Annotated in this window: 11 protein-coding genes; 9 read left to right on the forward strand and 2 right to left on the reverse strand. The window is 61.7% G+C overall.

Annotated features, from left to right (window positions below):
• Together IE095_RS13630 and IE095_RS13635 are read right to left on the reverse strand one after the other, a co-directional pair.
• Positions 1-1,146 (reverse strand): calcium-binding protein, encoded by a 1,146-nt coding sequence (locus IE095_RS13630; protein ID WP_189412223.1) that lies wholly within the window; start codon positions 1,144-1,146, stop codon positions 1-3.
• A 485-nt stretch (positions 1,147-1,631) separates the two neighbouring features.
• Positions 1,632-1,847 (reverse strand): DUF1127 domain-containing protein, encoded by a 216-nt coding sequence (locus tag IE095_RS13635; protein WP_189412224.1) that lies wholly within the window; start codon positions 1,845-1,847, stop codon positions 1,632-1,634.
• A 262-nt stretch (positions 1,848-2,109) separates the two neighbouring features.
• On the opposite strand from IE095_RS13635, the gene IE095_RS13640 reads away from it, so the two are divergent.
• From IE095_RS13640 to mraY, 9 genes are all read left to right on the forward strand, one after another.
• Entirely contained in the window at positions 2,110-3,192 is a 1,083-nt protein-coding gene (locus IE095_RS13640; RefSeq protein ID WP_189412225.1) for an Mrp/NBP35 family ATP-binding protein, read from the forward strand.
• A 77-nt stretch (positions 3,193-3,269) separates the two neighbouring features.
• Positions 3,270-3,938, forward strand: a complete 669-nt coding sequence (locus tag IE095_RS13645; RefSeq protein ID WP_189412226.1) for a ferredoxin — start codon at positions 3,270-3,272, stop codon at positions 3,936-3,938.
• A gap of 674 nt (positions 3,939-4,612) precedes the next feature.
• Positions 4,613-5,125, forward strand: a complete 513-nt coding sequence (locus IE095_RS13650) for a division/cell wall cluster transcriptional repressor MraZ (protein WP_189412227.1) — start codon at positions 4,613-4,615, stop codon at positions 5,123-5,125.
• An 8-nt stretch (positions 5,126-5,133) separates the two neighbouring features.
• Positions 5,134-6,126: a 16S rRNA (cytosine(1402)-N(4))-methyltransferase RsmH gene (gene rsmH, locus IE095_RS13655; protein WP_189412228.1), complete on the forward strand. Its 993-nt coding sequence runs from the start codon at positions 5,134-5,136 to the stop codon at positions 6,124-6,126.
• On the forward strand, positions 6,126-6,488 hold the full coding sequence (gene ftsL / locus IE095_RS13660) for a cell division protein FtsL (RefSeq protein ID WP_189412229.1): 363 nt from the start codon (positions 6,126-6,128) through the stop codon (positions 6,486-6,488). Before rsmH ends, ftsL begins: the two co-directional genes overlap by 1 nt.
• Positions 6,485-8,284 (forward strand): peptidoglycan D,D-transpeptidase FtsI family protein, encoded by a 1,800-nt coding sequence (locus IE095_RS13665; RefSeq protein ID WP_189412230.1) that lies wholly within the window; start codon positions 6,485-6,487, stop codon positions 8,282-8,284. The genes ftsL and IE095_RS13665 overlap by 4 nt, the downstream gene beginning before the upstream one ends.
• Positions 8,285-8,297: 13 nt before the next feature.
• The gene (locus IE095_RS13670) at positions 8,298-9,776 is read left to right on the forward strand and encodes a UDP-N-acetylmuramoyl-L-alanyl-D-glutamate--2,6-diaminopimelate ligase (protein WP_189412231.1); all 1,479 of its coding nucleotides are present in this window, start codon (positions 8,298-8,300) and stop codon (positions 9,774-9,776) included.
• A complete protein-coding gene (locus tag IE095_RS13675) occupies positions 9,773-11,215 on the forward strand; it encodes a UDP-N-acetylmuramoyl-tripeptide--D-alanyl-D-alanine ligase (RefSeq protein WP_189412259.1) in 1,443 nt (480 codons plus the stop codon). The genes IE095_RS13670 and IE095_RS13675 overlap by 4 nt, the downstream gene beginning before the upstream one ends.
• A 3-nt stretch (positions 11,216-11,218) precedes the next feature.
• The gene (mraY, locus tag IE095_RS13680; RefSeq protein WP_189412232.1) at positions 11,219-12,301 is read left to right on the forward strand and encodes a phospho-N-acetylmuramoyl-pentapeptide-transferase; all 1,083 of its coding nucleotides are present in this window, start codon (positions 11,219-11,221) and stop codon (positions 12,299-12,301) included.
• Positions 12,302-12,331: the final 30 nt, after the last annotated feature.

The following is a 12,331-nucleotide window of genomic DNA, read 5'->3' on the forward strand; positions in this document are numbered from 1 at the left end:
TCAGTTGATGATTAGAAAGTCCTCAACGGTAACGCCCGGCGCCCCGGCCACGGTCACGATCAGCTGCTTTGCGGCGCTGCCAGTGCCGTCGCGGTCGTAATAAACCCGACCTGTCCCGATATCATAGATGATCCGATCGTTGGCATCGCCGGCCTCGGTGCCCGCCACAAATCGCCCAGCCGCCAGATCGCCGGTGACGGCAAGGGCCTTGAAGATGTCGTTGTCCAGCAAGATATGATCCTGCCCAACCTCGAAATCTGTGATTTCATCGGCATTGGCGGCCCCAAGCGCCGTATCAAACACAAACTTGTCAGCCCCGTCACCACCGACCAACGTATCACTGCCTAAACCACCGTTCAGTCGGTCAATGCCATTCTGTCCGACGACGATGTCATTCCCCGCACCACCGAACAAATTGTCGTTGCCAACCTGACCATCGACGGTGTCGTTGTCTGAGCCCCCAAAAAGCAGATCATTGCCGAACAAACCAATCAATAGATCCTGACCTATGCCGCCGTTGGCAAAATCATTGCCGCCATGGGCAACAATGGTGTCATTTCCTGCGCCGCCAAAGAGACGGTCGCCACTCCCCTTTTCTTCCGATGTGTCGCCGTCCCCAAGGATGGCGTCGTCGCCTGCACCACCCGTGATCTTGTCTGACCCGAAGCCACCTCCAATGGAATCGTGCCCGGCCCCGCCATTCAATACATTCTGCCCTGGTCCCGCATCGATCCGGTCCCGTCCACCGCCGCCGTTGATGGTGTCGCTTCCGCCAAAGCCGTAAAGGTCTTCGCCCAGATTGGTGCCTGTGATCTTGTCAGCACCGCTGAACAGCAGGCGCGCTACAGCTTCCGCCCCATTTGCGGTCGCCGCCGTCAGGTCCACTGCCCGCACGTTCAGGCCCGTCACATCAAGCGCGATATTGCCTGCGATCTTGATCTGCGCGCCAGTGATTTTCCCAGCCGTCAACCCCTCTGCGCTGCCCGCGATGCCCGAGCCGGTCAAAAGCACAACCATATTGTTGTCCCCGAACAGGCGGATGACCTTGGGCTTGATCGAGATTTCGGGAAGGGCGAACCCGCCGGTGAACAAATCTTGGGTCCCTAGCGAGACGCCGCCAACCACATTGTATTTCCAGACTGCCATCTTAACCTCATTCGACAAAACCGACGCAAGGTTAGGCGTCTGTGCGGCCTGAAACAATCGTCAGATTTGAAACAAAGCCCAGCGATAAAGCCTAAAACAAAAACGGCGACAGGGGGGAGGAGGATCCCTGTCGCCGCTCTGTAGGCGCGGTTCGGCGGGGGAGGAGAATCCGCTTTACCGCTTTGCAACCGGCCCCAGGGAGGAGGAGAGGGGCGCTCGGCTACGTCGTGCAGGGCTTTCGCCCCGATGAGAGAGCAGCGGCAGCACCAGGGAGGAGGAGAGGTGCTGCCGCGCTATGTGGCGGTTCGGCGGGGGAGGAGGATCCGCTTCACCGCTTCTGCAACCGGCCCCGGGAGGAGGAGAGGGGCCTTGGCTACATCGTGCAGGACGTTTCCGTCCCGATAAAAGGCGGCAGCACCAGGGAGGAGGAGAGGTGCCGCCGCATATTCCAAGACCCGGGAGGAGGAGTGGGTCTGGAAAATTCCTTACAGACCGTAAGCCGCCTCGCGGGCGATTTCCGGGATCGAGAACTTGCTGATCCCCAGATCGGCCAGTTCGCGGTCATTCAGCGCGTTCAACTCACGCAGGGTTTGGGTATAGACACGGCGGCGTTGAAGACCGCCCTTCAGCGTGGCCACCAGCGACGACAGACGGTCGGTCGAAGTTGCAGTCACGGCGCGGGTTTGGTTCACATATGCCATTTTCGTCTAGCCTCGTTTTGTCATCTTCTTGGCGCTTCCAAGTTCGTGTTAGCGCTTTCATGAGGCCAATATGCGGACATTGCTGCGGATGCACAATGCCTGACATGGTCAATGCTGCTATGCGGCAAGTGCATGACTCTTGTCACGAATGTTTAGCATTCCGTCATCATTGCTGACCAATTTTTGGGCAGGGACAAAAGCGGGCCTTGCCCTTTTCCACAATCCGCCGCTTTCTTGGCCATCCGCTTCGAAAGGACAGGCAATGACGATCACCCGCGAAAAGGTCTTGGCGATTCTGCAACGTTTGCGCCTGCCTGACGGAAGCGACCCAGTGAGTCGCGATCTGATCCGGGCGCTGTCGGTTGATGGCGGTGCGGTGCGTTTCGTGATCGAAGCCAGCGATGCCGCCGAGGGGCGGGCGCTGTCTGCGATGCAGGGTCAGGCCGAGGCGGCACTGCGGGCCGAGCCGGGCGTCGAAAGCGTGGGAATCGTGATTACGGCACAGGCGCCCGCGCGCGGGGCGATCCCCGACAAGGCACCCAGCCTGAAGATCGGGCAGCATCCGACGCCGCAGGCGGGTGGGCCGGCGCGGATATCAGGGGTGGACCGTATTATCGCGGTCGGCAGCGGCAAGGGCGGGGTGGGGAAATCGACAGTGTCGTCGAACCTCGCGGTGGCCCTGGCGAAGCAGGGGCGGCGGGTCGGTCTGCTGGATGCCGATATCTACGGTCCGTCCCAACCGCGGATGATGGGCGTATCGGCCCGCCCGGCCAGCCCGGACGGCAAGACGATCATCCCCTTGCAGGCGCATGGGGTGACAGTGATGTCGATTGGGCTGATGTTGAAAGAGGATGAGGCGGTGATCTGGCGCGGGCCGATGATCATGGGCGCGCTGCAACAACTGATCACACAGGTCGATTGGGGCAATCTGGACGTGCTGATCGTCGATCTGCCGCCGGGGACGGGGGATATTCAACTGTCGCTGTGCCAGCGGACGCATCTGACAGGGGCGATTGTGGTCAGCACCCCGCAAGATGTGGCGCTGCTGGATGCGCGCAAGGCGCTGGATATGTTCGGCAAGCTGAAGACGCCGGTTCTGGGCCTGATCGAAAACATGTCCACTTATATCTGCCCCAACTGCGGGCACGAGGCGCATCTCTTCGGCCACGGCGGTGTGGCGGCCGAGGCGGTCAAGATGGACCTGCCCTTCCTTGGGGAACTGCCCTTGGATCTGTCGGTCCGTCTGGCGGGCGACGCAGGCACCCCGATTGCGGCGGGCGAGGGGCCGATGGCCGAGGCCTATGCGCGGCTGGCGCATCGTTTGGTGGCGGGCGGGATGGCTTAGTCCTACAGGTATCGGATCGCGCTGACTAAGCGAAAAGATGGGATGGCTGGCCTGAGGGTCTTTCGGAGACAAAACGGATGGACAAAAGCTCTAAGCACTCAGCAACCCGTGACGGTGAAAGCCAAGGCTTCTACATTGACACTGATTGTTGCCTAACCTGTGGCCAGCCCATCGAGATCGCTCCAGATCTCTTTGATTGGCGTGAGCATGCATGCTTTCTGAAACGCCAACCGAAAACGAACGCCGAAATCGATAAGGCGATCAGGGCGATGTGGGCCAGTGAAGCCGATTGTATCCACTATGCAGGGAACGACGCCCGCATTCTAAAAAGGCTCGGCCAAGCAGGAATGTCATACGTGGCAGATGATCCAAGAGCCGCCAGCTTCCCCAATCACGCGCGCGATCGTGTCACATTCACCTTGCCGATTGTTTTGATCGGACCGCGTACCGCCGAAGAAATCGCGGAAGAGTTCCGCGTTCATGAAAGACAAAGAGGGTGCACTGTCGCCTTGCCAATGTTGGATCATCGCACTGTCTTTTTGTCGTGGTATGAGGACAATTTCCACTCGGTTTCCTTCCAGAGCGAGGGCGATCAGACATTTTCTGCGACTGTAAATTTAGGTTTCGGGATGATTGGACTTGCTTGGGTTGTCGACGATTGGCTGAAGTCCAAAGGCGCTACTGAAATCCATTGGCAGGCAAGCGGAAACACCGATCCAGACGAAACACTGGGGACGCCGATCTGAACGCTTGCTCCTTTCCGCGCTCCCGCCGGTTAGGCCGACTGCGCAGCGAAACTAGGTGGTATGGGCGGTAGCACCAAGCCGTTCACGGGAAATCATGGGAACGTGAGGGGCGCGGCGGGTCTGTAAGGGTCCGTCGCGAATCATTTTTTGGTCTTTCAGCTTGGATTCCACCCTGATCTCCGCGGCTTTTCTGCAACAGAACGTGAGTCGGCGTGAAGAATCGTCGATCTATCGGGAAATCATGGAATCTGGCGGGCGTGGGTCGCCATATCTACATTTAGTGGCGCATTTTCCAACATCAGCCTAAATGCGGTAAGATTGTGGCACGAAAAGTCGCACCAGATAGGGTTTTCCCAGCCATTCCCGCACAACATCTGCCCGCGACGCTCAAGATTTCCGTTGCTTCCCATGAATTCCCATGGCTATCTGGGTTCACCGAAAGAAGACGGGTTATGACGACAAGGGCACCAAGACCCACAAGGCAACAAAGTCAGGTTTCATACAGGCACCCGTTAACTTTTGGACCAAAAGATCCGGCGCGCGCGCGAGCAGACATCTCCCCCAGGTGGTGCGCAGGGCCGGACGCCCAGCGATGGGACAGCGGCGGATCGAGCAGTGGCAGCCGCTCGATCCGCCGATTTCATTTTGGGGCCGAAAAAAGGGACTGAAGGGTCGTGTCAGAGGCGTTCAGAGGCGAGTTCAACCAAAAGGTTGACAGCAAGGCACGGGTCTCCGTGCCCGCGCCTTTCCGCCGCGTGATCGAACAGGGCGACCCCGGTGCCAGCACAACCCGCGCAAAATTCGTGATCGTCTATGGCGGCGGGGCCTCGCGCAAGTTTCTGGAATGCTATTCGATCACCGGCATGGCCGAGATTGAAAAACGTATCGCCAAGATGCAAAGCGGCAGCCCCTCGCGGCGCTATGCCGAACACAACCTGATCACCATGTCCCTGACCGCCGAGATTGACGAGGATGGTCGCATCGTCCTGCCGCCCCGCGCCCGCGAAAAGATTGGCGTCGAAGGCGAAACCCTGGCCAAGGGCTGCGATCTGATCTTTGCGGGTTCCTTGGACAAATTCCACGTCTGGCGGCGCGACACCTACGAGGCCGATCTGGCGCATCTGGCCGAGCCTGACCCGGATTTCCTGGCCGATGGTCAGGACATGCTGTCGCTTTTGCCGGAATAGGGGGCGCGATGCTGCCCCAAGGCGACGATCCCGACCGCAAACCCCATATCCCCGTTCTGCTGAACCCGATCCTCAAGGCCGTGGCCCCGGTGCAGGGTGTCTGGCTGGATGGCACCTTTGGGGCAGGGGGCTATTCGCGCGGCCTTTTGGCGGCGGGCGCGGCGCGTGTCATCGGCGTGGACCGCGATCCCTTGGCCTTTCAGATGGCCGCACCATGGGCAGGCGACTATGGTGATCGCTTGCGTCTGGTGCAGGGCACATTCTCCAGTCTCGATACATTGGCCGGTGAACCGCTGGACGGCGTCGTGCTGGATCTGGGCGTGTCGTCGATGCAGCTGGATCAGGCCGAGCGCGGCTTTTCGTTCCAGAAAGACGGCCCCTTGGACATGCGCATGGGCCAAGACGGGGAAAGTGCCGCCGATCTGGTGAACACCCTGCCCGAAGGCACGTTGGCCGATATCCTGTATCACTATGGCGAAGAACGCGCCTCGCGCCGCATCGCCAAAGCCATCGTCGCGGCCCGACCGATCACCACCACGCTGCACCTGGCCGAGGTGGTGCAAAGCTGCCTGCCGCGTCCGAAACCGGGCCAATCGCATCCGGCCACCCGCAGCTTTCAGGCCATCCGCATTGCGGTAAACACCGAATTTGGCGAACTGGCCGAAGGTTTGATGGCCGCCGAGGCCGCCTTGAAACCCGGCGGGCTGCTGGCCGTCGTCACCTTTCATTCGCTTGAGGACCGCATTGTGAAGCGGTTCTTCCAGCTCCGTTCAGGGCAGGAATCCAACGCCAACCGCTATGCCCCCGCCAACGAAACCACCACCGCCCGGTTCGAGATGGTCACCCGCAAGGCCATCGGCCCCGATGAGGATGAACTGGCCCAGAACCCCCGTTCCCGCAGCGCTAAGCTGCGCGTCGGACGGCGGACCGCTGCCCCCGCCGGAAGGGTGGAGCTTTCCGCGCTCGACGTGCCGCTTTTGCCCGTGAAAGGACGCCGCTAATGCGCCCCTTGCTTTACCTTGTGACCTTTGCTGCCGTCATGGCGCTGGCTTTCTGGGCCTATCGCGAGAACTACGCGACCCAGGAATCCCTGCGTGAGGTTCGTAACCTGCAAAGTGAAATCGCCGATCTGCGCGAAGCCCTGGCCCTACAAAGGGCGGAATGGGCCTATCTGAACCGCCCTGACCGGCTGCGCGAACTGGTCTCAATCAACTTTGACCGGCTAAAGCTGTTGCCGCTGGAACCGGGCCAGTTTGGCAACGTTGCGCAGGTGGCTTTGCCTGCCCCGAAGCTACCGCTGATCCTGGACCCTGTGGATGTGATGGGGCCGATGACGGATGATAACGGGGAGTCTCTGCCATGACACGCACACCCCTCCGCCCGCTTGCGCGCATCCTCCAAGCGCGTGCCTCTGGGGAAAACCCCGATCTGATCGAGCGCGAGAACCTGGCGTGGCGCCATGAGGTGATCCGTGATCGCGGGCGGGCGCGTTCCGAGGGACGTTTGCTGTTTCTTGCTATTTTTTTCATGCTGGCCTTTTCGCTTGTCGGTGGGCGAATGGGGGTAATTGCCGCCAGCCAGCCGCAAGAACCCAAAGCCGAGGCTTCGGGCGCACAAATTCTGGCGACGCGGGCGGATATCACCGACCGCAACGGGCGGATCCTTGCGACCAATATGCTGACGCATGCGCTTTATGCGCATCCGAAAGACATGGTCGATCCGGCCCGCGTGGCGCGGGAACTGGTGGAACTTTTTCCCGATATGGATCAGGCCGCGCTGGAAAAGCGCTTTACTGACGGGCGGTCTTTTCTTTGGCTGCGCCGGGTGCTGTCGCCCGAACAGATGCAGGCAGTGCATGACATTGGCGATCCGGGCCTTTTGTTTGGCCCGCGCGAAGTGCGGCTTTATCCGAACGGGCCGATTGCGGCCCATGTTCTGGGCGGGGCCAGTTTTGGGGCCGAAGGCGTGCATTCCGCCGAAGTGATCGGCACGGCCGGCATTGAAAAGGCGATGGACGCCCGCCTGCGCGATCCGGCACAATCGGGGCCTTTGCAGCTTTCGCTGGATCTGACCGTGCAGGCGACGGTGGAAGAGGTGCTTTACGGCGGCATGGTGATGATGAAGGCCAAAGGTGCTGCCGCGATCCTGATGGATGTGCGCACCGGCGAAATCATCAGCTTGGCCAGCCTGCCCGACTTTGACCCGAACGACCGGCCCGCGCCGATCACCGACAAGACCGCCGAACCGGGCGACAGCCCCTTGTTCAACCGCGCGGTTCAGGGGATGTATGAACTGGGATCCACCTTCAAGATCTTTGCCGCCGCGCAAGCGATGGATTTGGGGCTGATGAACCCCGAAACCATGGTCGATGCCAATGCGCCCATGCGCTGGGGCAAGCATCTGATCAAGGAATTCAAGGGCAAGAACTATGGCCCACTGCTTTCGGTGACCGACGTAATCGTCCAATCCTCCAACGTGGGCACCGCCCATATCGCCCTGCAAATCGGCGGGTTGCGGCAGCAGGCGTTCCTGAAACAGCTTGGCTTTTTCGACCCGTCGCCCATTGAATTGATCGAGGCACCGGGCGCCAAGCCGCTGATCCCGGCGCGCTGGCCTGATATCGTAACGATCACCACCTCTTACGGTCACGGCATGTCGGCCAGCCCGATGCATCTGGCGACCGCCTATGCGGCGATTGCCAATGGCGGGATTGCGATCAAGCCGACGCTGCTGAAACGCGACACGCCCGCGCAGGGCATAAGGGTGATGAGCGCGGATACAGCGGCGAAATCCGTTTCGATGCTGAGGCAGGTGGTGACGCGCGGCACCGCCAGCTATGGCGATGTCGAAGGCTATGCCGTGGCAGGCAAGACCGGCACGGCGGACAAGCCGAAAAAGACCGGCGGCTACTATAAAGACAAGGTGATCAACACCTTTGCCACCATCTTCCCAGCGAACAACCCGCGCTATGTGCTGATCGTGACCTTGGACGAGCCGGTCGAAGACTCCGGCCCCGAAGTGCGGCGGACGGCGGGCTATACCGCTGTGCCGGTCGCGGCCGAGGTGATCCGACGGGTGGCCCCACTGCTGGGTCTTCGGCCCGAGGTTGATTTCACGCCCGTCGATCAGATAACAGCCGTCGTCGAAGACAACCACTAAGGGCGGATACAGCGTGGGGCAGGCCAAGACACTTTCAGAATTGGGCCTGCGGGCGCGGGGCGGCGTTGAAGCGACCGTGACCGATCTGGTGCTGGACAGCCGCAAGGTGACGGAGGGTGCCCTGTTCGTCGCCGTCCCCGGCGCGCATGTGCATGGCGCGGAATTTATCCCCTTTGCCCTGCGGATGGGGGCGGGGGCGGTGCTGACTGACGCCTCAGGCGCGGCCTTGGCCGCCGCGGCTTTGTCAGGTTCCAGCGCCGCTTTGGTGGTCGTTGAAGACGCGCGTGAGGCTTTGGCCCAAACCGCGGCGCTGTGGTTCGGGGCGCAGCCTGCGACGATGGTCGCCGTGACGGGAACGAACGGCAAAACCTCGGTTGCGACCTTTGCCCGGCAAATCTGGATGGCTTTGGGTCATGCCGCGATCAACATTGGCACCACAGGCATCGAAGGCGCATGGGAGGCTCCGTCCGCCCATACAACGCCTGACGCCGTAACCCTGCACGCCATGCTGGCGCAGGCCGCAGGGGCAGGTGTGACCCATGCGGCGATGGAGGCGTCGAGCCACGGGCTCGATCAACGGCGGCTGGATGGGGTTAGGCTGAAAGCGGCAGGCTTTACCAATTTCACGCAGGACCATCTGGACTACCACGGCACGATGGACGCCTATTTCGCGGCGAAAGCCGCGCTGTTCACCCGCGTTCTGTCGCCTGATGGCGTGGCGGTGATCAATCTGAACGATCCGAAAGGGGCCGATCTGGCCGAATTGGCCGATCAACGCGGGCAAAAACTGCTGACCGTGGGCCACGGCGAACGCGCCGACCTACGGATTCTGGGCCAGCGGTTCGATGCCACGGGGCAGGACTTGCGGCTGTCTTATCAGGGCAAGACCCATCAAGTCCGCCTGAACCTCATCGGCGGCTTTCAGGCCGAGAATGTCACCCTTGCGGCGGGGCTGGTCATCGGGGCAGGGGCCGCACCGGGCGATGTCTTTGCGGCGCTGCCGTCGCTGACCGGCGTCCGGGGCCGGATGCAACTGGCCGCCACCCGCCAGAACGGCGCGGCGGTCTATGTCGACTATGCCCATACCCCCGACGCCATTGAAACCGCGCTGAAAGCCCTGCGCCCGCATGTCATGGGCCGCATCGTCATCGTCTTTGGCGCAGGCGGTGACCGCGATACCACCAAACGCCCCCTGATGGGCGCGGCCGCCGCGGCCCATGCCGATGTGTTGTTTGTCACCGACGACAACCCCCGCAGCGAAGACCCGGCCAGCATCCGCGCCGCCATTATGGCCGCTTGCCCCGACGCGACCGAGGTGGGCGATCGGGCCGAGGCGATCCTGATGGGCGTCGATGCCTTGGGGCCGGGGGATGCCCTGCTGGTGGCGGGCAAGGGGCATGAGACGGGGCAGACCATCGCAGGACAGGTTTTCCCCTTTGACGATGTGGAACAGGCGAGCATTGCCGTCGCCGCTTTGGATGGATTGATCTGATGGCCTTGTGGACCGCACAGGATGCAGCAGCGGCGACCGGCGGACAGGCCGTGGGCGATTGGCAGGCGAATGGCCTGTCGATTGACACGCGTTCGCTGCAAAAGGGCGATCTGTTCATAGCCCTCAAAGATCAGCGCGATGGTCACGACTTTGTGGCCCAGGCTTTGGCCAAGGGTGCCGCCGCCGCCCTTGTCACGCATCGCCCCGAAGGTGTTGCCGAAGATGCCCCCCTGCTGATCGTGCCCGATGTCCTGCAAGCCTTGGAAGCCTTGGCCCGCGCCGCCCGCGCCCGCACCAGCGCGAAAATCATCGGCGTCACCGGATCCGTTGGCAAAACCTCGACCAAAGACATGCTGGGCGCGATGCTGTCGGGGCAGGGCAAGACCCACATCGCCGCGGCATCCTTCAACAACCATTGGGGCGTGCCCCTGACGCTGGCGCGGATGCCGCAGGACGCGGATTTTGCCGTCATCGAAATCGGTATGAACCATCCCGGCGAAATCGCGCCGCTTGCCCGCCTTGCCCGCCCCCATGTCGCGATCATCACCATCGTCGCCCCGGCCCATCTGGAGGCTTTTGCATCCGTCGCCGAAATCGCCCACGAAAAGGCGGCGATCTTTGACGGGCTGGAACCCGGCGGCACCGCCATCCTGCGCGGCGATCTGGAAACATCCGCCATCCTGCTGGACGCCGCCCGCGCCAAAGCCGCCAAAGTCCTGACCTTTGGCGAAGAATCCGGCGATTACACCCTTTCCGACCTGCGCATCGGGCCCGAGGCCTCTTGCGCCCGCCTGCGCGCACCCCAAGGCGAACGCCTGTTCAAGGTCGGCTCTCCCGGTCGTCACTTTGCCGTCAACGCGCTGGCCGTTCTGGCCACGGGTGATGTTCTGGGCCTTGATCCCACCATCGCCGCCCACGACCTTGGCCGCTGGCAGCCCCCCGCCGGGCGCGGCACCCGCGAGCGCATCATGGTCGATCCCATTGAGGACCGCTTCTTTGACCTGATCGACGATGCCTTCAACGCCAACCCGGCCAGCATGGCCGCAAGCCTGGCCGTTCTGGCCGCAGCCGAACCCACCCATGGCGTCGGCTCTGTCGGCAAAGGCCGTCGCGTTGCAATCTTGGGCGACATGCTGGAATTAGGGCCGCAGGAAACCGCCCTGCATCAGGCCATCGCAGCCCTGCCAGCCCTCCGCTACATTGACGTCATCCACTGCGTCGGCCCCCGCATGAAAGCCCTTTACGCCAGCCTTCCCCAGTCCAAACGTGGTGATTGGGTCGAAACCGCCACCGAGCTGGTCCCCAAGGCCCGCCGTCTGTTCGATGCGGGCGATATCCTTCTGGTCAAAGGCTCCAAGGGCATCAAAGTGTCGCTTGTGGTTGACGCCCTGCGCAAACTCGGGCAGTCGCAGCCCCCAAGAATGAACGAGGCGGAATAGCAGATGCTCTACTGGTTGACCGAATTTTCGGACGGCGGCGACTTTTTCAACCTGTTCCGCTATCTGACCTTCCGCGCGGGCGGCGCTTTCATGACCGCCCTGATCTTTGGCTTTGTCTTTGGCCGCCCCCTGATCAACCTTTTGCGCCGCAAGCAGGGCAAGGGCCAGCCCATCCGTGATGACGGTCCCGCCACCCATTTCGCCAAGGCGGGCACCCCCACCATGGGCGGCCTGCTGATCTTGTCGGCGCTGATGTTTTCAACCCTGATGTGGGCGCAACTGTCCAACGTCTATGTCTGGATCGTGCTGCTTGTCACCGCCGGTTTCGGCCTCATCGGTTTTGCCGATGACTATGCCAAGGTCACCAAACAGAACACCAAAGGCGTTTCCTCCAAGATTCGCCTGCTGCTGGGCCTGATGATCGCCTTGCTGGCCGCCTATGCCGCCTCGGCCTTCCATCCGCCCGCACTGACCAACCAACTCGCCCTGCCGTTCTTCAAGGATTTCCTGATCAATCTGGGCTTCCTTTTTGTGCCCTTCGGCATGATCGTCATCGTCGGCGCTGCCAATGCCGTCAACCTGACCGATGGTCTGGATGGCTTGGCCATCATGCCCGTCATGATCGCCGGTGGCACCTTGGGCATCATCGCCTATGTCGTCGGCAACTCGAACTTTGCCGAATATCTTGGCGTGCATTTCGTGCCCGGCACGGGGGAATTGATCGTCTTCGCCTCGGCCCTCTTCGGCGCGGGCCTTGGCTTCCTGTGGTACAACGCCCCCCCCGCCGCCGTCTTTATGGGCGACACCGGATCGCTCGCCCTTGGCGGCGCTTTGGGCGCGATTGCCGTCTGCACGAAACACGAAATCGTCCTCGCCATCGTCGGCGGCTTGTTCGTGGTCGAGGCTTTGTCGGTGATCATCCAAGTCCTCTACTTCAAACGCACCGGCAAACGCGTCTTCCTCATGGCCCCCATCCATCATCATTTTGAGAAAAAGGGCTGGGCCGAACCGCAGATCGTCATCCGCTTCTGGATCATCTCGCTGATCCTCGCGATGATCGGGCTCGCGACGCTGAAGGTCCGTTAGACCCGTCATCGATTCATCATTCCGGTTGTG

The organism is Neogemmobacter tilapiae (assembly GCF_014652215.1).
GTDB classification, from domain to species: domain Bacteria; phylum Pseudomonadota; class Alphaproteobacteria; order Rhodobacterales; family Rhodobacteraceae; genus Neogemmobacter; species Neogemmobacter tilapiae.

What these genes read in the sequence shown, in the direction of transcription:
- IE095_RS13665 (WP_189412230.1), top strand. Translation starts at nt 6,485, where the DNA reads ATGACACGCACACCCCTCCGCCCGCTTGCGCGCATCCTCCAAGCGCGT.
- IE095_RS13645 (WP_189412226.1), top strand. Translation starts at nt 3,270, where the DNA reads ATGGACAAAAGCTCTAAGCACTCAGCAACCCGTGACGGTGAAAGCCAA.
- rsmH (WP_189412228.1), top strand. Translation starts at nt 5,134, where the DNA reads ATGCTGCCCCAAGGCGACGATCCCGACCGCAAACCCCATATCCCCGTT.
- ftsL (WP_189412229.1), top strand. Translation starts at nt 6,126, where the DNA reads ATGCGCCCCTTGCTTTACCTTGTGACCTTTGCTGCCGTCATGGCGCTG.
- mraY (WP_189412232.1), top strand. Translation starts at nt 11,219, where the DNA reads ATGCTCTACTGGTTGACCGAATTTTCGGACGGCGGCGACTTTTTCAAC.
- IE095_RS13630 (WP_189412223.1), bottom strand. Translation starts at nt 1,146, where the DNA reads ATGGCAGTCTGGAAATACAATGTGGTTGGCGGCGTCTCGCTAGGGACC.
- IE095_RS13635 (WP_189412224.1), bottom strand. Translation starts at nt 1,847, where the DNA reads ATGGCATATGTGAACCAAACCCGCGCCGTGACTGCAACTTCGACCGAC.
- IE095_RS13640 (WP_189412225.1), top strand. Translation starts at nt 2,110, where the DNA reads ATGACGATCACCCGCGAAAAGGTCTTGGCGATTCTGCAACGTTTGCGC.